We start from the raw sequence: 20,009 nt of genomic DNA, 5'->3' as shown, positions 1-20,009 counted from the left end.
TGACCCAAGCAACTGGCCAGCGTGGCCTGGCGCCTTATTGCAGCCAGTCAGCGAGCGGGTGGCGCATGGCCTTCAGCTGGTCGGCGGCCAGGCCGGCCACGGCGCGGGCGCCGGCTTCGCTGAGATGGGTGTCGTCGCGGCGCCCTGCCGGCACGGTCGGCCAGGTGCCGGGCTCCACCCACATGAACATCGGCTTGGACGGCTCGGGGCCGAGGCCCTGCACCCAGCCCTGGGTGGCATGGTTGAGGTCCAGCAGCGGCACCTGGAGCTCGCGCGCCACGTCGCGGGTGGCGTCGGGATAGCCGCCCAGCGTCTGCGTTAGCCTGCCCTGCTCGTCGAACTTGCGTCGCACGATGGACGTGGCCAGCAGCGCGCTGGCGCCGCGGGCGCGGGCCTCGGTGACGAACTGGCGCAGCTGGTCCTTGTAGGTGGTGTCGGCGTCTGCGAAGCGTTTGGCGTCCTCGCGCTTCTGGTCGTTGTGGCCGAACTGGATCAGCACGTGGTCGCCCGGCTGCAACTGCGCGAGCAGGTGGGCCCAGCGGCCCTCGGCGCGAAAGCTCTTGCCGCTGCGGCCGTTGACGGCGTGGTTGACCAGGCGCTGCGGTTCCTTCAACCGCTCGCGCAGCAGCTGGCCCCAGCCGCGCTCGGGCTGGGGTGGGTCCAGCGGCTTGTCGGCCATCGTCGAGTCACCCACCAGGTGCAGGGCCGGGTGCATCGTGGCCACGGGGCCCATGGCCTGCCGGGGCGCGTCTTCCACGGCTGCCGGGGCTTGTGCGCGGGTGGTCTGGCAGGTGAGGGCGGGCAGGGCGGCGAGGAGGAGTCGACGGCGCATGGGATTGTGGTGGCAGGAGGAAGGTCAATGGTGGTCGCTGGCCTGCTGCAGCCAGGGGCGTGAGCGCTGGTCGTCTCCGCGGTCGCGCAGCTCAGCGCATGAGGTGGGCGACGAGACCGTTGAGATAGCGCTCCAGCTGCGTGTAGCCGCTGGCGGGGTCGATGGCGTTGGCGTCGCTGGCGTCGCGCGGATTCAGGCTGTGCGCCGCTTCCCAGGCGTCGGGCATGCCGTCGCCGTCACTGTCCAGCGGCGCTGGCTTGGACTGCAACACCGGCCATCCACCCACCTCGCTCTGGCTGTTGATGAGCTTGCCGCTGCGCTGGCGCACGTCGTTGACGATGCGCTGGTCCACTGCGTCGCGCGCCAGCGATGCGCCGACACCGGCCAGCACGCGCTCCAGGGTCTTGTCGGGCGCGTCGGTCGTGACCGGGGCGAAGGGCAGCGCGGCTGACAACTGGTAGCCGTCGGGCAGGCCCGCCGGCAGGTGCTGCCGGTCGGCGCGCACCAGGCTCAACGGGTTGGCGGGCACCACACCGTCCATGCTGTTGCCGGCGAAATACGCGCGCGTGGCAGCGTTGCTCTCCTCGAAGGCGAAGCCACCCTTGGAGCTGGGGCCGCGCAGGTAGACGTTGCCGACGAAGTTGTAGCTGGTGCGCTCGCCGGCGCGGTCCATGTTGTAGCCGGCGCGCTCCCTGCCCCAGTTGTAGAAGACGTTGGCACGGAAGTCGTAGAAGGCGCCCAGCTTGTCCTTGTCTGGTGGCAGGTAGCTGCCCGGGCGGGGCATGCGGTCCAGGTGATGGGCCCACAGGTTGTGGTGCATGGACAGCCGCGTGCCGTGCGCGCCGCGCAGCAGGCTGCCGAAGCCGTGGCAGGAACCTTTCTTGGCCTGGGTGCAGTTCAGCGACTCGCCGATGAGGCTCCACTGCACGGTGACGTGCTGATAGGCCGGGCGGCCCAGGTCTTCACGAGAGACCGACACCGACAGCGACTCGTCGCTGGACCAGCTGGCGGAGACGTGGTCCAGGATGATTCGCTGGCCCGAGCCCACGCTGATCGCGTCGTCGTCGGCAATGCTTTCATCGCCAAGGCGAGAGCGGATGAAGCGCACGACGACATCGTCGGCTTCAATGGCCAGCGCCTGGTCGCGCAGCGTGATGCCATCGCCCGGGGCGGTCTGGCCAGCGATGGTGAGGCGGCCTTGCGTGACGCGCAGCGGGGTCTTCAAGGCGATGGTGCCGGACACGGCGAACACGACGGTGCGCGGGCCGGTGACCTCGATGGCCGCGCGCAGCGAGCCGGGGCCGCTGTCGGCCAGCGTCGTCACGTAGATGGCGCGGCCACCGCGGCCGCCCTGCGAGATGGCGCCCTCGCCCTCGGCGCCGGGGAAGGCGGGCAGCGTAGCCGCTGTCGGCGGCACGGGCGTCGCACAGGCAGCAAGCAGCAGGGCGGCGGCGAGAGGGGTGAGTTTTTGCATGGTGTTCAGTCGTCCAGGGCAGGGCGCGCGGCGGCGCCGGCGGGGGTGTCCAGCGCGGTCAGGCGCAGGGCGATGCCAGGTTGGCCTGGCAGCTTGATGGGCTGGGCTGCGACGAAGTTGTAGCGGCCCTGCGGCTTGAACTGCAGCGATGCCTTGACCGGCGTGATGGTCATCGCCCAGGTGTCGATGATCTCGGCCTTGAAACGCTGGCCGTCGCGCAGGCCAGTGAGGTAGAGCTTGGGCAACCATTCGGTCGGCGCCCGGTCACCGAAGTAGACGAGGTAGTGGCGCCCGGGCTGGCCGGCGATGAAGAGGTCCTCGAAGGCGTCGATGGGGTCGATGCCCTCCAGCGGCGCGGCGTCGAGGATGGTCTTCAGGAAGGCCAGCCGTGGCGGGCTCTCCCCGCGCAACTGCTTGCCCTGCGCCAGCCAGATCGTGCCGTCCAGCGGATCGGGAATGAACTCGCTGTGGCCGCCGTAGCTGCCCGCGATGGTGACCGACCAGAAGGCATGCACCATCTGCCGGCCCGTCAGCTGGGCCCAGCGGCGGTCGTGACGGCCCTCGTACTTCAGTTCGTCGAACACGACCGGTTTGCGCCAGGCCTCGCGGAACAGCACGGCGCGGTTGGCCTCGGCGGCGGCCATGCCGTGCTGCATGCTGACGTGGGTGATCCAGTCCTCGGCCTGGTTGTACATGCGCTTGCCGTTGTGGATGGAGCGCAGGTGGCCGTAGGGGTCGATCTGCTGAATCAACCGGCCCAGGTGCTGCCAGTCCGCATCGGTCTTGGTGCGGATGAAGTCGAACTCGTTGGCCAGCGACCACCACACATTGCGGTAGGCCGCGAGCCGCGCGACCAGGTAGCGCGCGTAGCGGTCATCCACCTCGCGGGGCATGTTGTCGAGGCCCCACTCGCGCTTGTCGTCGTAGGGGTGGTGCAGGATCAGGTCGGCCTCGATGCCGAGGTCGCGCAGCTGGCCCACGCGCTGCTCCAGATGGCGGAAGAAGGCGGGGTTGAAGCGGGTGTAGTCCCAGTTCTTCGGCGGCGTCCCTGCGAAGGGCCACAGCGTGGGCGGGTGCTTGTCGACACCGGCCGTCTGCGGGAACACCAGCATGCGCACCTTGTTGAAGGGCGACGCGGCCAGCGCCTTCAGCGTCTGCGTCTCCAGCGCCTCGCCGCGGTGTGCCCAGCTGTACATGGTGGTGCCGATGGACTTGTACGGCGTGCCGTCGGCGTAGCCGAAGTGATGCTGGAAGCGCACGCCCACGGGGCCATGGTTGCCGGCCTTGGGCGGCGAGGCCGTGAACTCGCCCTGCTTGTTGGTCAGCGGCCAGCGGTTGCTGTGCGTCACCCAGGTCCAGCGCCCCTGGCGCGGCGGCATGAAGCGCAGCTTGTAGACGCCCTCGCCGTCGTAGAAGCCGTCCACGTCGACGGTCTGCGTTCCGTTCGTGAAGCGGCCTGACAGCTGCACCTCGGTGAACGGGTTGCCGTCGGCCGGCCCGGGCAGGCTGATCTCGAACAGCCCCCACTGTTCAACGACCGCCGGGGGGCTGGGCGGCTGTGCGGGCTGGGTCGTTGCCCCGGCCGGCGCCAGCAGGCCACTCAGTAGGCAGGCCATCCATAGCCAGGCCGTCAAACGTATCTGCATCATGGTTTCACCTTGTCTCGGAATGCGCGAAAGCGCTTTTGTCGTTGGTATGATAAGTATGCCAAGACATTAGACCATTAGTGAACAGCCCCGCTGCATTGCGATGCGTATCTCCGCCCTCATGCTGTCAGCGCTCTTGCTGGCCCATTCCGCCCAAGCCGCCGTCGTTGGCCGCACGGTGCCGGCCACCGCGCTGACCGAGTCCCGAGTGGCCGGTCAGCCCGAGTGGCTGGCGTATCTGGCCAGGTCGAAGGCACTGATGGCGACGGACAAGGCCACGTTCTTTGCCGAGAAGCCGAACGGGCCGGCGCCTGTGCCCACGGCATACAGCGCGCCTGCGAAGACGATGCCGCTGAGCCGTGACCCCGCCTGGTACGCCTCCGCCGAGGCGCGCCATGTGGCGGACGTGATCGTCAGTTTCCAGACCCCGGCTGGCGGCTGGAGCAAGAGCTCGCCGCGCGACGCTGGGCTGCGCCGGCCCGGCCAGTTCTATCTGCTGGGCCGCACGCCCACGCCGGGCGACAGCAACTGGGGTTGGGTGGGCACCTTCGACAACGACGCCACCACCACCGAGATGGCCTTTCTTGCCCGCGTTGCCGCGCAGGCCCCGGGGGCCGAGGGCGATGCCTACCGCAAGAGCTTCCTGCGCGGCCTGGACTACGTGTTCAACGCCCAGTTCCCGACCGGCGGCTGGCCGCAGGTGTACCCGCTGATGGGCGGCTACCACGACGCCATCACCTACAACGACGACGCCATCGGCAGCATCACCCGGCTTCTGGCCGACGTGGCGCGGGGGCAGGGCGACTACGCCTTCGTGCCCCCCGCGCTGCGCGAGCGCGCCCGCCAGGCCGAGGCCCGTGCCATCGAGTGCATCCTGGCCACGCAGGTGCGCGTGGAAGGGCGCCCCACCGTCTGGGGCCAGCAGCATGACCCGCTGACGCTGGCACCCGTGGGGGCGCGCAACTACGAGCCGGCCTCGCTGGCCAGCGCCGAGAGCGCGGGGATGCTGGTCTACCTGATGTCCATCGAGTCGCCGTCGCCGCAGGTCGTGGCCGCCATCGAAGCCGGCGCTGCGTGGTTCAAGGCCTCGGCTCTGCGCGACAAGGCCTGGCAGCGCAGCGCGGAAGGCAGTGCGCTGGTCGACAAGCCCGGCGCGCCGCCGCTGTGGGCGCGTTACTACAGCCTGAGCACGGGCCTGCCCATCTTTGGTGATCGCGACCTCAGCATCCATGACGACGTGAGCGAGATCTCGGTCGAGCGCCGCAACGGCTACAGCTGGTTCAACACCGGCAGCCAGCGGGCGCTGGACGAGTACCGCACGTGGTCGGCCCGGAGCAAGCCATGAGGCGGCAGCCACGCCTTGCGGCGCTGGTCGCCGCCTGCCTGATCGCCGGCTGCGCCTTGGCCGCCACGCCGGCTGTGTCGGTGGCGTCCGTGCCCCAGCCCGAGCGGCCGCGCGTCTTCGTGCTCACCGACATCGAGAACGAGCCCGACGACACGCAGTCGCTGGTGCGCCTGTTGCTGTACGCGAACGATCTGGACCTGCGCGGCCTAGTGGCAACGACGTCGGTGCACATGAAGCAGGGCACACATGCCGAGTCCATCCGCCGCGTGATCGCTCGCTACGACCAGGTGCTGCCGCGGTTGCGCCGGCACGATGCGGGCTACCCCGACGCGGCGCAACTGCTGGCTCGGGTGGCCGACGGTCAGCCCGGCTACGGCATCGGCGCCACGGGCGCCGGGCGCGACTCGGCCGGCGCGGCGGTGCTTCTGCGCGAGCTGGAGCGCGATGATCCGCGCCCGATGTGGGTCAGCGTCTGGGGTGGCGCCAACACGCTGGCGCAGGCTCTTTTCACGCTGCGCCAGACACGCACGCCGCAGGCGGTCGAGCGGGCAGTCAGCCGGCTGCGCGTCTACACCATCTCCGACCAGGACGACGCCGGTGCCTGGCTGCGCCGCGAGTTCCCGGGCCTGTTCTACATCGTCAGCCCCGGCGGCTACGGCAATGCCACCTGGGGCGGCATGAACCAGGTCGTGGACGGCATCGACAACAGCCCGGTGAGCAACGCCTGGATCGCCCGCCACATCCAGCAGGGTCACGGCCCGCTTGGGGCCGCCTATCCCGACGTCGCGTACGGCATGGAGGGCGATACACCGTCCTTCCTGGGCCTGATCCCCAACGGCCTGAACGTGCCCGAGCGCCCCGACTGGGGCGGCTGGGGCGGCCGCTACGAGCGCTACACACCGCGGCGCGAGAACACCGATCCCACCGGCTTCAACGGTGGCGTGCCGATTGAGCAGGAGACACGGCCGATATGGACGAATGCGGTCGACCGCTTCAAGCCCTACGTGCCCGCACCCTACGGCCGTTCGGTGAAGCCTGCCGAGCGCGAGTTCAGCGGCAACAGCGTCACCGTCTGGCGCTGGCGCGAGGCGGTGCAGAACGACTTTGCGGCGCGCATGCTCTGGACGACCCAGGAGCCCTCCCAAGCCAACCATGCGCCCGTGGTCAAGCTCGCGCATGCGGCCGAGTTGTCGGTGCGCAGCGGCGAATGGCTTCAGCTCGATGCCAGCCCCAGCACCGACCCCGATGGCGACAACCTCAGCTTTCTGTGGTTCACCTACCCCGAAGCCGGCACGCTGAAGGTGCCGCTGGTGCTGGGCACCGAGAACATCGCGTGGGCGCGCTTCTATGTCCCCAAGGTGGATGCGCCGGCGACTGCGCATGTCATCGTGCAGGTCACCGACAAGGGCAGCCCGGCGCTGACGCGCTACCGCCGCGTGATCCTGAACATTCGCCCCTGACCCTGCAGAGCCGTACCAGCCGCCGCGCCCAACGTCGGCTGAGGCGGCCTTGCCGTTGACCGAACCGAGCGAGCCCATATCTTGAACGCGCCAGACCCCGCCGTCCCGCGAGCCGCCGTCATCGCGGCCCTGCAGCGCCTGCTGCCGGCCCACGCGCTGCTGCACCGCGCCGAGCAGACCACGCCCTATGAATGCGATGGCCTCACCGCCTACCGCCAGCGCCCGCTGGCCGTGGCGCTGCCGGAGACCGAGGCCCAGGTGGGCGGCGTGCTCAAGGCCTGCCACGCACTCGGCGTGCCGGTTGTCGCGCGCGGCGCCGGCACGGGGCTGAGCGGCGGTGCGATGCCGCACGAGGCCGGTGTGACGCTGGCGCTCGCCAAGTTCAACCGGATCATCGCCATCGACCCGTTCGCCCGTACCGCCCGCGTGCAATGCGGCGTGCGCAACCTCGCCATCAGCGAGGCCGCGGCGCCGCACGGGCTGTACTACGCCCCCGACCCCAGCAGCCAGATCGCCTGCACCATCGGCGGCAACATCGCCGAGAACAGTGGCGGCGTGCACTGCCTGAAGTACGGCCTGACACTGCACAACGTGCTGCGCGTGCGCGGATTCACGGCGCAGGGCGAGCCTGTCGAGTTCGGTAGCGAGGCGCTGGATGCGCCTGGGCTGGACCTGCTGGCGCTGGTCGTCGGCAGCGAGGGCATGTTGGCGGTGATCACGGAAGTCACCGTCAAGCTTGTCCCCAAACCCCAGCTCGCGCGCTGCGTGATGGCCAGCTTCGACGACGTGCGCAAGGCGGGCGACGCGGTGGCGGCCATCATCGCGGCCGGCATCATTCCGGCTGGCCTGGAGATGATGGACAAGCCGATGACGGCGGCCGTCGAGGACTTCGTGCATGCCGGCTACGACCTGAATGCCGAAGCCATCTTGCTGTGCGAGAGCGACGGCACGCCCGAAGAGGTGGCCGAGGAGATACAGCGCATGGAAGCGGTGCTGCTGGGCAGCGGCGCGACGGCCGTGCAGGTCAGCGCCGACGAGGCCCAGCGCCTGCGCTTTTGGAGTGGCCGCAAGAACGCCTTTCCGGCAACCGGGCGGATGAGCCCGGACTACATGTGCATGGATTCCACGATCCCGCGCAAGCACCTGGCCACCATCCTGCTGGACATCCAGCAGATGGAGAAGAAATATGGCCTGCGCTGCGCCAACGTCTTCCATGCCGGTGACGGCAACCTGCATCCACTGATCCTTTTCGATGCCAACGACCCCGACCAGCTGCACCGCTGCGAGCTGTTTGGCGCCGAGATCCTGGAGCGCAGCGTGGCGCTGGGCGGCACCGTGACCGGTGAGCACGGCGTGGGCGTCGAGAAGCTCAACTCCATGTGCGTGCAGTTCAGCGCCGAGGAGCGCGAACAGATGCTCAAGCTCAAGGCCGCGTTCGACCCTGCCGGGATGCTCAACCCGGGCAAGCAGATTCCCACGCTGCACCGCTGCGCAGAGTACGGCCGCATGCATGTGAAGCGCGGGCTGCTGGCCTTTCCGGAGCTGGAGCGGTTTTGAATCTCGCCGACCTTCAACAGCAGCTGCGCGATGCGCGTACGCCGCTTCGCATCACCGGCCACGGCAGCAAGGACTTCTACGGAGGTGCGCTGCAGGGAGAGCCGCTGTCCACGCTGGCCCTGAATGGCGTGACGGCCTACGAGCCCAGCGAGCTCTTCGTGAGCGTGTTGGCCGGCACACCCATTGCCGACGTCGAGGAATTGCTCGCCGAGCAGCGCCAGCGCTTTGCCTTCGAGCCACCGCGCTTCGATGGCCGTGGCACCGTGGGCGGCATGGTGGCAGCGGGCCTGTCCGGCCCCAGCCGAGCGGCGCTGGGCTCGGTGCGCGATCACGTTCTCGGTGCGGTTGTCATCAACGGCGCGGGCGAACTGCTGAGTTTCGGCGGCACGGTGATGAAGAACGTGGCCGGCTTCGACGTCAGCCGCGTGCTGGCTGGCTCGCTCGGGCAGCTGGGGCTGATCACCGAAGTCACCCTGAAGGTGCTGCCGCTGCCCGCCGCCACGGCCACGCTGCGCTTCGATCTGACACAAGCGGATGCGCTCCAGGTCCTGAACACCTGGGGCGCCCAGCCCCTGCCGATCGAGGCCAGCGCCTGGTGTGACGGCGAGCTGTTCCTATGCCTGGCGGGTGCTGAAGCGGCTGTCCAGTCGGCCCGCACGAGGCTCGGCGGTGACGCCATGCCGGCGGACCACGCTGAGCGCTTCTGGACGAGGCTGCGCAACCAGGCCGACGAGTTCTTTGTCGGCGCCGAGCGCGCCGTGACCGGCGGTGCGAGGTTGTGGCGGCTGTCGCTGCCCAGCACTGCGCCCGAACTCAGTCTGAGCGGCGAACAACTCATCGAATGGGGCGGCGCCCAGCGCTGGGTGGTGACGCCCATGGAGCCCGCCGCCATTCGCGATGCCGCGACTGGCGTCGGCGGCCACGCGACGCTGTATCGGGCGCTGGACAAGTCGACCGATGCGTTCACGCCCCTGCCGGCACCGCTCGCTGCCATCCACCGCCGCCTCAAGACCAGTTTCGATCCGCACGGCGTCTTCAACCCCGGACGCCTCTACCCCGACCTCTGATGCAGACCACCCTCGCCCCCGAATACGCCGGCACCCGCGATGGCAGCGAGGCCGAGGCCATCCTGCGCCGCTGTGTGCACTGCGGCTTCTGCACCGCCACCTGCCCGACCTACCAACTGCTCGGCGACGAGCTCGACGGCCCGCGCGGCCGCATCTACCTCATCAAGCAGGTGCTCGAAGGAGACGCGCCCACGCGCGAGACGCAGCAGCACCTCGACCGTTGCCTCACCTGCCGCAACTGCGAGACGACCTGCCCGTCGGGCGTCGAGTACGGGCGCCTGGTGGATATCGGCCGCCGCGTGGTGGATGCCAAGGTCGAGCGCCCCGGAGCCGAAAGGGTTGTGCGCTGGCTGTTGAAGGCGGGCCTCACGTCGCCGCTGTTCAAGCCCGCGATGACGCTTGGCCAGGCGCTGCGTCCGCTGGTGCCGGCTGCGCTCAAGGACAAGGTGCCAGCCAAGGCGTCACCCACCGCGCACGACTGGCCCACACGCCAGCTCAATCGCAAGGTGCTGCTGCTGCTGGGCTGCGTGCAGCCGGCCATGGCCCCCAACATCAACAGCGCCACCGCCCGCGTGCTGGATGCCGCCGGTATCCAGAGCGTCGTCGCCGATGGCGCGGGTTGCTGCGGCGCCATCCACGAACACCTGGGCGACCACGACGGCGCCCTGGACGACATGCGCCGCAACATCGACGCCTGGTGGCCGCTGGTCGCCGGGCCGGGCGAGCGGGTGGAGGCCATCGTCATGAATGCCTCGGGCTGCGGCGCGACGGTGAAGGACTACGGTCACGCGCTGGCGCATGATCCCGCCTATGCCGACAAGGCCCGCGTCATCAGCGAGGCGACCCGGGATTTGAGCGAACTGCTGCCCGACCTGCTGCCAGCGTTGAAGACGCGACTCAAGGCCACGCCCGCCGCGTTGGCCTACCACCCGCCGTGTACCTTGCAACACGGCCAGAAGCTCAAGGGTGGCGTGGAGGCGGGGTTGCGCGAACTGGGCTTCAAGATCGAGTGCGCACCGACCGACAGCCACTTGTGCTGCGGCTCGGCCGGGACCTATTCGGTGCTGCAGCCCGAGCTGTCCAAACAGCTGCGCGACCGCAAGCTGGCCGCGCTGGCGCCGCTGCAGGCCAGCCAGATCGTGTCGGCCAACGTCGGCTGCATCCAGCATCTGCAGGCCGGCACGCGCACGCCGGTGCGGCATTGGGTGGAAGTGCTGGACGATGCGCTGGCGGGGCGGCCATGCTGAACCTCCAGCCGAGGTCCTTTGGAGCGTTCGTGGCAGCTGGCGCAGTCGCTTGGCTGGCTCTGATGTTGCAGCCCAGCGCGCCGGCGCACGCAGCACCGCCGCCCGTGCCAACGGCGCCGCGCGTGGTCGTCATGACAGACTTCCCGCCGCTGGACGTCATCCCGGTCAAGGCCTGTGGCCCCGCCAGCCCGCGCGAGCGCTGCAGCGATCCCGATGACATCCAGTCGATGGTGAGGCTGCTGCTGTATGGCAACGAACTCGACATCGAAGGCCTGGTGGCCTCCGCTGCCACGCTGGCCAACGTGGCGCGAAAGCGGCCGCTGCTTGAGCTGCTGGATCGCTACGCCCAGGTGCAGCCCGCCCTGGCCCAGCACGATCCCCGGTATCCGGCAGCCGCTACTTTGAAGCTGCGTACCTGGCAGGGGCTGGACGGCGCCTGGGGCACCCCCAAGTTCGGCACACCGGCGCGGCCGCTGGAACAACTGCTCGGCCCCGAACTCGACACGGAGGCGTCGGACGCATTGATTCGCATCGTCGACCGCCCGGACCCGAGGCCGGTGTGGGTTCTGGGCTGGGGTGGCTCACGCGAGATCGCGCAGGCGCTGTGGAGGGTGCGTCAGACACGCAGCGCGGATGCGCTGGCTCGCTTCGTCGCCAAGTTGAGGCTGTATCTCGTTGCTCGCCAGGATGGCACGACCGACTGGCTGCTCGCCGAGTTTCCCTCCCTGTTCATCATTCTCAGCGAGCGCCACTACATGGCCATGTTCTCTCAATCTGGCCCGGACCCGCGGCTGACCGACCTCGATTGGCTTGACCGTCATGTCCGACGTGGCCACGGCCCGATGGCCGCCGCCTATCCCGCCAGCGGCTGGGACCCTGCCGCGACGGGTCAGCAAGAGGGCGATTCACCGTCGTTCCTGCATCTGGTTGGCGCGTTACGCGGCGTCAACGACGCCGAACGCCCGGGCCAGCCCGGGTGGGGTGGGCAGTTCCAGCAACCGGACCCGTCTCGCAATCACTGGTTCGACCATCGACAGGGCGACAAGGCCATCCTGCGCGCCAAGGCGCAGATGCAGGCCGAGTTTGCGGAGCGCACGAGCTGGATGCGAGACGTCCCTTGAGCTTTTGACCGCCGCCCGGATGCTGCGTTGCTGGCTTCCTGGCGCAACACCTTCACAATCACCTGATCTGCTGAACATGATCTCCAAGCCCGCCCTGACCAAAGACGATGCCATCCTCATCCTGAACGCTGCAGAAGCCGAGGCGGTTCGGAATGGATGGAAAGTGTCCCTGGCTGTTTGCGACGAAGGTGGGCATCTGCTCGCATTCGTGCGTCTGCCTGGCGCCAACATCGCATCGACGGAAATCGCCCAGGCAAAAGCCCGCACGGCAACGCTTCTGAAGCGTGAGACCAAAGGTGTCGAGGAAATGATCAACCAGGGGCGCCCTGCGTTTCTCTCCGCGCCGAGTATTGATGGGCTCCTTGAAGGAGGAGTGCCGGTGCTGGTAGGCGAACACTGCCTGGGCGGTGTGGGCGTCAGCGGCGTGCTTGCGGCTCAAGATGCCCAGGTCGCAAAGATCGGGCTTGCAGCCCTGCAGGTCGCTTAGGGAGGGAGTGGCTGCCGGGTCTGGCCATTGTTCGAAGTTTGGTGGCGCCCGCTGAGCGACCCCGGTGGCCACCCAAAGTGCCCCACTTATGGCCACTCAAACTTCTCCACTCCCCCGAGGCGAATTGACCCACTGAACACGGTCGGTCAGGCGCCTCAGCATTGACGAAAACAGGACGTAACTTCCGCCCCTCGACAGAGGGGGGAACCACGAGGTGAACCGCCCCGGGTTTGAGGAGGCTCAACACTCTGAGAGGATTGAGCCATGAGCAAGTCGAACAAGTTCTCGCGCGAGGTGCGTGAGCGCGCGGTGACGGCGGCCGTCAAGGCAGTTGTCGCGTGAGGGTGTTAAATCAAGCGGCCATGCCTGCCTTGTAGCGCTTTGAGCTCCGCCTTGGTCTCGCGCCTTTCTTGCGCAGTCTCCGGGGCCGCACTGCCAACAAACGCCTCGCGCCAGGCCGTCAACTGGTGCTCGAACAAGACCTTCTCACGGCACCAGGCGTGCAGCGCCTCACCCGCTGGGTCTGGAGACACGACAACTGTTCTGCCGTGGGGGGCTGAGGGCCGTGACTCGGGTCCAGGCCTCCGCGTGCGCCGAGTGGCTGAACCACCGCTCCAAGAGACTTCTTGTTATGCCGGGCTTAATCTTGTCAGTAATCCTATCAATCTGGTGGGCATCGAGATAGGATTACGGCCTATTCTTGTCATTTGACGAGATTGAGCCCGAAATCTCCTCAAGTGACAAGCTTGATGAGATTGACGAGATTCGCTGCCCCATGACAACTCCCTCGCTGTCGTCCCGCCATGAAGCGCTGCTGCGCCGAGTCCTGGCAGCTGGGGAGCCGGTTGCGCCAAGCGCGCTGGAGCACGCTCTTCAAGTCTCACGGCCCACCATCAACCGGGACTTGCGGGACCTTCTTGCCGCTGGCTTTCTGGAGAAGCGCGGGAACGGCCGCTCGACCCGCTACCTGGCCACGGCAGCGGCCCAGGCAACACTGCGCGCTTTGCCCGCTGGCGCCCAGGTGCCGGCCGGGTCTGGGGGCCTTCAGTGGTCGGCCGCTGCAAAGCCCCTGGTCGAGGCGCTGCGCGAACCCTTGGGCACCCGCACCGCTGTGGGCTACGACAGCGGGTTCGTGAGCAACTACATCCCGAACCAGTCCAGCCTGCTGCCGCCTCAACTGGCCAGTGACCTCTACAACGCCGGCCGCAGCCAGGACCAGCAGCCCGCAGGAACTTACGCGCGCGAAGTGCTCGAGCAGTTGCTCATCGACCTGTCCTGGTCGTCGTCGCGCCTCGAAGGCAACAACAAGAGCTTGCTGGACACCAAGGAACTTTTCGAGCTCGGCCAACGAGGCGGCCCACTCGATGAGGACACGCTGATGCTGCTCAATCACAAGAGCGCCATCGAGTTCATGGTCGATGCGGTACCGACGGAGGGCATCACCGTGCCTGTCATCGTCGACCTGCAGGCCAACCTGATGCGGGACCTTCTGCGTGACTCACGCGACATCGGCAGCATCCGCCGGCGCGTGGTGAATATCGACGGCTCGGTCTACACCCCCAGCAGCATTCCCTCGCTCCTTGAGGAGACGCTGAACGCCATCGTCGACAAGGTGCGGAACATCCGCAATCCCGTTGAGGCCGCCTTCTTCCTGTGGGTCAATCTGGCCTACCTGCAGCCCTTTACGGACGGCAACAAGCGCACGAGTCGTCTGAGCGCCAACATGCCGCTCATGCTCTACAACTGCGCACCACTGTCATTTCTGGACGTGGAGCGTTCGGACTACGCGACCGCCATGCTCGGTGTCTACGAGCAGCGCAGCGTGGCTGCGGCGGTGGACCTGTTCGAGTTCATTTACCGCCGCTCGATTCAGAAGTACAGCGTGCTGCGCGCGTCTCTGTCAGTGCCCGACCCGATTCGGACCAAGTACCGGCAGGCCCTGAACGAGCTGATGCAGTTCGTGGTCTTTCATGGCCGAACGCTGGACGCCGCATTCGCCGATGTGCAAGTCGATGCCGCTGACAGCGCGGCGCTGCGCCTCATCGCAAATACCGAGCTTGACCAGTTGGAGCAGCACAACTGCGCCCGGTACAACCTCGCACGAGGTATGACGCAGCGATGGATAGTTGCGGGGCGGCGCCGATGATGGGCGTTGCGGCTGGTGGTCGCGACATGCCTGTGACCTTGCCCCTGTTGCCCGTAGTTCTTAGCAACCTTGTTACGCGGCGATATTGAGCTGTGCCGCGTGCCAGCTTTTCTCGAACTGCATCGGGCTGACATAGCCCAGCGACGAGTGGAGTCGGCGGTGGTTATAGAACGTCAGCCAGGCTATGACCTCGTCCATCGCTTGTCGGCGTGTGGCGAATTTTCTCCCATGAAGCCTGCCCACCTTCAGCCGGCCCCACAGGCTCTCGGTCGGCGCGTTGTCCCAACAATCGCCCTTGCGACTCATCGACGAACGCATGCCGTAGTCGCTCAGCTGAGCACGAAATTCCCGACTTGAATTCAACCAGTCGTCGCAACACGTCCTGATTGGAGGTGTTGATGAAAACGAAGAACTTGAACTCGGGCCGATCGCTACGCGCGAAGTTGCGGTCGCCAGGCAGGCCACCCGGTGTTGCATCGCGCCGAGCGATGGCCGTTCTGGATGGCGATCGCGCGGGGGCAGTCCAGCGAGGACGCAGCTGCGACTGCAGGCGTCTCCCCAGCTGTGGGCAACCGCTGGTTTAGACAATGCGGGGGTATGCCGCCATCAAACCTCGCACCATCCGCGCCGGCCCCGACAGGGCGATACCTCGACTTCTCAGAACGTGAGCAGATCGCAGCCGCGAGCGTGTTCCCGACGGCACAACCTTGCTGAAGTTCCGCCAACCGGTTTGATACTGCTTCGCAGGCGAGTCTAGACCGCCTCGTCAGGGCCCCAACCGAGCAGGTTCACGTAGTACCGTGTCGAGCGCCCAGCGCCTGTCCGGGCAAGCAATTTGAGGCCTTCCAACTCGATGAGTTCTCGCGACGCCGTGGCGCGGGACGTGCCTGCGATGCTCTCGTACTTCTTGGTGCTCATGCCACCTTCGAAGCCGTTGGGGCCAGCGTCGAGCAGCAAGTTCACGACCTTGCGTTGACGCTCGCTCAGGGCTTTGTCGCTGTGGTCCATCCAGAACCTCGCTTTGGCCAACGTGTCGTCGACGGTCCTAGAGGACTCCTCGCATGACACCTGGACCTGATGCACGAACCACAACACCCAGTCGGTCACATCGAGCCCGCCGTGCTGGGCGCGCTCAAGCTGCTCGTAGTACTCGTTTCGGCGCTCCAGTAGGCGCTGCGACGTGCGAATCAGCCGGCTGGCCTCGCCGCTGTCCCTGGCCAACACCAAGTCCACCCAAACCCGTCCGACGCGGCCGTTGCCGTCTTCGAATGGATGGATGGTCTCGAACCACAAGTGGGTCAGTGCTGTACGAACCAGGGTGTCCGGCTCGGTGCTTGCGTTGAACCACTGCAGAAGTTGGCTCATTTCCTGCGGCACCTTCTCAGAAGGTGGTGCCTCGTAGTGCACGCGCTCGCGGCCGACCCTTCCGCTGACGATTTGCATGGGTTGCGCATGCTCGCGGTAGCCGCCGACGCGAATTTTGGTCATCCCGGAATAGCCGGTCGGAAAGAGTGCCGCCTGCCAGGCATGCAGGCGCTCGTCCGTGACTGCATCTGCACACCGAGTCACCGCGTCGTTCATGATGTCCAGCAGGCCCTCGACGTTCCGAGGGGCGTTGGGGCCATCTTGCTTCCCCACGCCCAGGCGCCGCGCTACGGAACTGCGTACGGCAGCGAGGTCCAACCACTCGCCCTCGATGGCAGCCGTGGCCACGGCTTCCTGGCTCCAAGCTTCGGCCGCCAGTTCGAGGCGCTGCTCAAATCCCAGCGCGGTCAGCTTCCCCTCGACCACGCCCTGCGCCCGTCTGGCGGTGGCCAGCGCTACGCCGACGCGAACTGGGTCGTAGTGCAAATCTGGCCAGGATGGCTGCTGCCAGATGTAGGTCGCTTCCGTTGCCATGGCGATAGATGAGTCGATTAACGATATTTTCGACTTGGATTTTGAGTCGATTTGAAAGTGTAATCGACTCAAGGTGCGTTTTCTCTGTATTCGACTTAGATTTTGAGTTGATTAAGGTCGCTAATCGCCTCACCCATGCAAAGTAGGGTTCCAACTCAGCAGGCGACAAACATTCCGCGCTACTCGTTGTCATCACCCTAGGCCACATCCGATGACGATTCCCATCCCACTCCCACCACCCCACTGCGCACCCTTTGTACCGGTATTGAAGGCCGACGCCGCGAAGCTTTTGCAGGGCACGACGAGGACCATCGACAACTACATCTCCCAGGGGCTGGGTCGCCGCAGACCTGCTGCTGCTGGACGACCTGTTCCTGGCCCGCAAGATCGGCGAGCACGCCGCCGAGCTGCTGCAAGCGCTGGTGCACCAGCGCTACAAGCTGCGCCGCTCCATCGTCATCACGTCCAACCGGATCGTGCAGGACTGGGGCCGCTACCTCGGCGACGCCACCACGGCCACGACCATCCTGGACCGCCTCATGCATCGCTGCGCCATGCTCGAGTTCGAGGGGAAGAGCTACCGGCTCAAGGAGGCCTCGGCCCGCCTGGCCGTCACGTCAGACCCCACATAAGTCCCTGGTCCTGCCTGGAGCAGTTTGGGTGGCCACGAGTGGAGCAGTTTGGGGTGGCCATCGGGGTTGGCAGTGCGGCCCCGGAGACTGCGCAAGAAAGGCGCGAGGCCAAGGCGGAGCTCAAAGCGCTGCAAGGCAGGCATGAAGTGCTGCAGCGAGAGCTGCGCCGAAAGGAGCGCGCGCTGGCCGAAGCGGCAGCGCTGCTGGTGCTTCAAAAAAAATTCCAGGCGCTGTTGGGGGACGAGGACTGATGACCTGTACCCAACAGCGCCAGGCATTGCTGAGGTTGATTCAAGAAGCCTGCGACGCCGGTGCGAGGCTGGAGATGGCGTGCGCGCAGATTGGCCTGTCGGCGCGGACCGTGCAGCGCTGGCGTCACCCTGACCAGTGCAGCGGAGATCGGCGTGTGGCTGGCCTGCAGGAGCCCTGGGAGCCGACCAACAAGCTCAGCAAAGCCGAGTGCGAGACCGCCATGGCGGTACTCAACGGCGAGGAGTTCAAGAACCTCCCGCCGAGTCAGATCGTGCCTCGCCTGGCCGATCAGGGGCGCTACGTGGGTAGCGAATCGACGCTGTATCGGTTGCTGCATCGGGCCGGGCAGATGCGTCATCGCCGCCTGGAGCGCGTGCCGCAAAAGCGCACCAAACCGCGCGCGTTGACGGCGACCCGGCCCGATCAAATCTTTTGCTGGGACATCACCTATCTGCCAACGTACGTGCGCGGCGTGCACTTCTACCTGTACCTGTTCGTCGACCTCTTCAGCCGCAAGATCGTGGGCTGGCAGGTGTTCGACTGCGAGAGTGCGGAGCTGGCCGCGGGGCTGCTGCAGGACATCTGCGCCAGACAGGGCATCGCTGCGGGTCAGCTCGTCGTGCATTCGGACAACGGCTCTCCGATGAAGGGCGAAACGATGCTGGCGACCATGCAGAGACTGGGCGTGGCACCCAGCCGAAGCCGCCCCAGCGTGTCCAACGACACCCCTTACTCCGAGGCCCTGTTCCGCACCCTGAAATACCGTCCGGACCTGCCCGTCAAACCGTTCGAGAACCTGCTGCAAGCGCGCCGCTGGGCTATCGAGCTGGCGCGTTGGTACAACGAAGAGCACCGCCACAGCGCCATCGGCTTCGTGACGCCCAGTCAACGTCATGCGGGGCAAGACGTGGCCCTGCTCGCCAACCGCGCCGCCGTCTACGGAAACGCTCGACGGGCCAACCCGCACCGCTGGTCAAAGCAGACGCGTGACTGGAGCTACGTCGACCAGGTTCATCTGAATCCCGAAAAACCGAACGTCACGGAGGCCGACGCCTACAGGAAAGCCGCTTGATTTAACACCCTCACGCGACAACTGCCTGACGGCCGCCGGAGGTCGTTGAAGAATTGTTGTTCGATGGGGTTCACGGTTTTTTCCCTGATGAATTTGCCTGGGCATGGGGAGCTTGCCCGATGGCTTGCGGTATCTGTTCCCACTTGGCCGCACGGCCTTTACCCGTTGGGGTGATCAGCCCTTCGGCTTTCATGGCCCGCAAAACAACGCGGACCATGTCGCGGCTAATGCCGGGGCAGGCTTCCTCGATCTCCGAGATCGAGAAGGGCAGTTGGCGTTTGAGAATTTCAGAGCGAACTCGGCCGCCCTTGGCGCCCCGGCCGCGCTCGATGGTGCCGACGCGCTCTTCAAATTCCTTGTAGGCGCGCAGGAGGGCACCCCAGAAGTAATCGAGCCATGGGGCGATGTTGTGTGCAGCTTCGTGCCAGCCTTGGGAGCTGGCTTCCAGCGTTTCGTAGTAGCTCTCCTTCGACTCTTCGAAGATGCGCTCCAAGCTGATGAAGCGGCCCACCGCATAGTCGAAGTGATAGAGCAGCTGCAGGGTGAGCAGACGTGCCATGCGGCCGTTGCCATCCGGGAACGGGTGGATGCACAGGAAGTCGAGGATGGCCAGCGGCACCAGCACCAGGGGGTCTGCCAAGTGCTGATCCAAGGCCAAGCGGTAGCGCGCGATCAGGTCCGCCATCGCGATGGGTGTGAGGTGCGCGGCAACCGGACGAAAGCGGATGCGTGAGCTGCCATCGGGGTGGCGCTCGACGATGTCGTTGTTGGTGGCCTTCCAGTGCCCGCCTGGTTGGGGCATGTAGCGGTACAGCATGCCGTGCAGCTGCAGGACCGTGCCTTCGGAAAACGGCATCTGCTCACCGCTCTCATGGATCAGACCGAGGGCATCGCGGTAGCCTGCCACCTCTTGCTCGGAACGGCTTTGCGGCGTGGCATTCTTGAGCACCAGGGACTTCAGCCGGTGCGCGGCGACGACCACGCCTTCCAGGCGGTTCGACGACTCGGTGGACTCGACCACTGCCACCTGCCGCAGGTCGCTCAAGACCTCCGGCGATTGCGCCACGAAGAGCTGCTGCTTGCCCCTGTACTCACCCAGGGCGCGCAACGTCGCCAGCTGCTGCGCGTCGAAGCGCAGCTTGGCGAGGTAGTCTTGCGAGAGTGATTGCATGCGGCAGCATCCGGACGAGGAAGAATGGGGTAATACTACTGCAAATTGGGGTATGTTTGATCTTCATTGCCCCAATAACTCGATGTTTACCCCAATTGGCCTTGTCGGATCAGCTGGCGGACTTCGGTTCGTCGGGATCGGTAGGCGTCACTTCAGGCGCCGTGCCCTTGACCGGCCTATCTGCTTCGATACGCAGTGGCTTCAGTCTGTGTGCTTTGCTGTCCTGTGCTGCGGTGCCATAGCGCCTCTGCGTCATTCCAGACAGATGGCCCAGGCCTCGGCTGACTGAGCTCACATCGCCGTTTCGCTTTGCATCGGCACTCCATTGGTGGCGGAGACAGTACCCCGTCACGGCCTGCGGGTGGGATGGCCACAAGTACGCTGCCAAACGCTGAACCTCTGCTGAGAAGTTGCCGGCACTTTCAACTCGAACGACGAGCGGGGCGTCGGGCGTTGCGGGGGTGAGCGCCATGATGCGTATTTCGGCCCAACGTGACCGCCGATTTCGGCATCGTGACCGGTGATTTCGGTCATCGTGACCGACACCCCATTTCGGCTCATCGTGACCGACCGTTTCGGCATCGTGACCGCCCATTTCGGC

15 protein-coding genes and 4 pseudogenes are annotated in these 20,009 nt (G+C 66.5%); 12 read left to right on the top strand and 7 right to left on the bottom strand.

Translation table 11 applies throughout. From position 1 onward, the window contains the following. Window positions 1-34: 34 nt before the first annotated feature. The 3 genes from ACG02S_RS19890 to ACG02S_RS19880 form a co-directional block, all read right to left on the bottom strand. Window positions 35-832: a rhamnogalacturonan acetylesterase gene (locus ACG02S_RS19890; RefSeq protein ID WP_394472229.1), complete on the bottom strand. Its 798-nt coding sequence runs from the start codon at window positions 830-832 to the stop codon at window positions 35-37. 91 nt (window positions 833-923) lie between these two features. Then, complete coding sequence (locus ACG02S_RS19885) at window positions 924-2,306, bottom strand: pectate lyase family protein (protein ID WP_394472228.1); 1,383 nt, start codon at window positions 2,304-2,306, stop codon at window positions 924-926. A gap of 5 nt (window positions 2,307-2,311) precedes the next feature. After that, complete coding sequence (locus ACG02S_RS19880) at window positions 2,312-3,955, bottom strand: DUF5060 domain-containing protein (RefSeq protein WP_394472227.1); 1,644 nt, start codon at window positions 3,953-3,955, stop codon at window positions 2,312-2,314. Between the two features lie 118 nt (window positions 3,956-4,073). Between ACG02S_RS19880 and pelA the strand changes: the two genes are divergently transcribed. The 8 genes from pelA to ACG02S_RS19840 all read left to right on the top strand — a co-directional run bounded on the left by pelA (window position 4,074) and on the right by ACG02S_RS19840 (window position 14,382). Continuing rightward, complete coding sequence (gene pelA / locus ACG02S_RS19875) at window positions 4,074-5,297, top strand: pectate lyase (RefSeq protein WP_394472226.1); 1,224 nt, start codon at window positions 4,074-4,076, stop codon at window positions 5,295-5,297. After that, the gene (locus ACG02S_RS19870) at window positions 5,294-6,757 is read left to right on the top strand and encodes a DUF1593 domain-containing protein (RefSeq protein WP_394472225.1); all 1,464 of its coding nucleotides are present in this window, start codon (window positions 5,294-5,296) and stop codon (window positions 6,755-6,757) included. Before pelA ends, ACG02S_RS19870 begins: the two co-directional genes overlap by 4 nt. A gap of 81 nt (window positions 6,758-6,838) precedes the next feature. Then, window positions 6,839-8,314, top strand: coding sequence for an FAD-linked oxidase C-terminal domain-containing protein (locus tag ACG02S_RS19865; protein ID WP_394472224.1), 1,476 nt, complete (start codon window positions 6,839-6,841; stop codon window positions 8,312-8,314). Next, window positions 8,311-9,381, top strand: a complete 1,071-nt coding sequence (glcE, locus tag ACG02S_RS19860; RefSeq protein WP_394472223.1) for a glycolate oxidase subunit GlcE — start codon at window positions 8,311-8,313, stop codon at window positions 9,379-9,381. Before ACG02S_RS19865 ends, glcE begins: the two co-directional genes overlap by 4 nt. Beyond that, window positions 9,381-10,628 (top strand): glycolate oxidase subunit GlcF, encoded by a 1,248-nt coding sequence (gene glcF, locus ACG02S_RS19855; RefSeq protein ID WP_394472222.1) that lies wholly within the window; start codon window positions 9,381-9,383, stop codon window positions 10,626-10,628. The genes glcE and glcF overlap by 1 nt, the downstream gene beginning before the upstream one ends. A 62-nt stretch (window positions 10,629-10,690) precedes the next feature. Continuing rightward, a complete protein-coding gene (locus ACG02S_RS19850; RefSeq protein ID WP_394472221.1) occupies window positions 10,691-11,749 on the top strand; it encodes a DUF1593 domain-containing protein in 1,059 nt (352 codons plus the stop codon). Between the two features lie 76 nt (window positions 11,750-11,825). Next, window positions 11,826-12,236, top strand: coding sequence for a GlcG/HbpS family heme-binding protein (locus ACG02S_RS19845; protein WP_394472220.1), 411 nt, complete (start codon window positions 11,826-11,828; stop codon window positions 12,234-12,236). A gap of 700 nt (window positions 12,237-12,936) precedes the next feature. After that, a complete protein-coding gene (locus ACG02S_RS19840; RefSeq protein WP_394472219.1) occupies window positions 12,937-14,382 on the top strand; it encodes a Fic family protein in 1,446 nt (481 codons plus the stop codon). A gap of 72 nt (window positions 14,383-14,454) precedes the next feature. Here the strand turns inward: ACG02S_RS19840 and ACG02S_RS19835 are convergent. Beyond that, a pseudogene (locus ACG02S_RS19835) lies at window positions 14,455-14,715 on the bottom strand (integrase core domain-containing protein); the annotation flags it as partial. A gap of 65 nt (window positions 14,716-14,780) precedes the next feature. Here ACG02S_RS19835 and ACG02S_RS26460 point away from each other — a divergent pair. After that, window positions 14,781-15,066 (top strand): annotated as a pseudogene (locus ACG02S_RS26460) (IS30 family transposase); the annotation flags it as partial. 69 nt (window positions 15,067-15,135) lie between these two features. On the opposite strand, the gene ACG02S_RS19830 reads toward ACG02S_RS26460, so the two are convergent. Then, window positions 15,136-16,281 carry a Fic family protein gene (locus ACG02S_RS19830; RefSeq protein ID WP_394472218.1) on the bottom strand — a complete coding sequence of 382 codons (1,146 nt, stop codon included), beginning with the start codon at window positions 16,279-16,281 and terminating at the stop codon, window positions 15,136-15,138. A gap of 329 nt (window positions 16,282-16,610) precedes the next feature. Here ACG02S_RS19830 and ACG02S_RS19825 point away from each other — a divergent pair. From ACG02S_RS19825 to ACG02S_RS19815, 3 genes and pseudogenes are all read left to right on the top strand, one after another. Beyond that, window positions 16,611-16,913: pseudogene (locus ACG02S_RS19825) on the top strand (ATP-binding protein); the annotation flags it as partial. 53 nt (window positions 16,914-16,966) lie between these two features. Next, window positions 16,967-17,164, top strand: coding sequence for a hypothetical protein (locus tag ACG02S_RS19820; RefSeq protein ID WP_394472217.1), 198 nt, complete (start codon window positions 16,967-16,969; stop codon window positions 17,162-17,164). Beyond that, window positions 17,164-18,237: an IS3 family transposase gene (locus ACG02S_RS19815; RefSeq protein ID WP_394472216.1), complete on the top strand. Its 1,074-nt coding sequence runs from the start codon at window positions 17,164-17,166 to the stop codon at window positions 18,235-18,237. Before ACG02S_RS19820 ends, ACG02S_RS19815 begins: the two co-directional genes overlap by 1 nt. Before the next feature lie 70 nt (window positions 18,238-18,307). On the opposite strand, the gene ACG02S_RS19810 is transcribed toward ACG02S_RS19815, so the two are convergent. Then, a complete protein-coding gene (locus ACG02S_RS19810; protein ID WP_394472215.1) occupies window positions 18,308-19,408 on the bottom strand; it encodes a Fic family protein in 1,101 nt (366 codons plus the stop codon). A gap of 109 nt (window positions 19,409-19,517) precedes the next feature. Further along, window positions 19,518-20,009, bottom strand: a pseudogene (locus ACG02S_RS19805) (hypothetical protein); the annotation flags it as partial.

Origin of the sequence: Pelomonas dachongensis (assembly GCF_043555865.1) — a bacterium.
GTDB lineage: Bacteria > Pseudomonadota > Gammaproteobacteria > Burkholderiales > Burkholderiaceae_C > Pelomonas > Pelomonas dachongensis.
Note: the sequence above shows the minus strand (reverse complement) of the source record. Positions and strands in the feature narration are given on the sequence as shown.

Excerpts from the sequence above, each read along its gene's own strand:
- ACG02S_RS19890 (WP_394472229.1), bottom strand. The coding sequence starts at position 832 with ATGCGCCGTCGACTCCTCCTCGCCGCCCTGCCCGCCCTCACCTGCCAG.
- ACG02S_RS19885 (WP_394472228.1), bottom strand. The coding sequence starts at position 2,306 with ATGCAAAAACTCACCCCTCTCGCCGCCGCCCTGCTGCTTGCTGCCTGT.
- ACG02S_RS19880 (WP_394472227.1), bottom strand. The coding sequence starts at position 3,955 with ATGATGCAGATACGTTTGACGGCCTGGCTATGGATGGCCTGCCTACTG.
- pelA (WP_394472226.1), top strand. The coding sequence starts at position 4,074 with ATGCTGTCAGCGCTCTTGCTGGCCCATTCCGCCCAAGCCGCCGTCGTT.
- ACG02S_RS19870 (WP_394472225.1), top strand. The coding sequence starts at position 5,294 with ATGAGGCGGCAGCCACGCCTTGCGGCGCTGGTCGCCGCCTGCCTGATC.
- glcF (WP_394472222.1), top strand. The coding sequence starts at position 9,381 with ATGCAGACCACCCTCGCCCCCGAATACGCCGGCACCCGCGATGGCAGC.
- ACG02S_RS19850 (WP_394472221.1), top strand. The coding sequence starts at position 10,691 with ATGTTGCAGCCCAGCGCGCCGGCGCACGCAGCACCGCCGCCCGTGCCA.
- ACG02S_RS19845 (WP_394472220.1), top strand. The coding sequence starts at position 11,826 with ATGATCTCCAAGCCCGCCCTGACCAAAGACGATGCCATCCTCATCCTG.
- ACG02S_RS19830 (WP_394472218.1), bottom strand. The coding sequence starts at position 16,281 with ATGGCAACGGAAGCGACCTACATCTGGCAGCAGCCATCCTGGCCAGAT.
- ACG02S_RS19815 (WP_394472216.1), top strand. The coding sequence starts at position 17,164 with ATGACCTGTACCCAACAGCGCCAGGCATTGCTGAGGTTGATTCAAGAA.
- ACG02S_RS19810 (WP_394472215.1), bottom strand. The coding sequence starts at position 19,408 with ATGCAATCACTCTCGCAAGACTACCTCGCCAAGCTGCGCTTCGACGCG.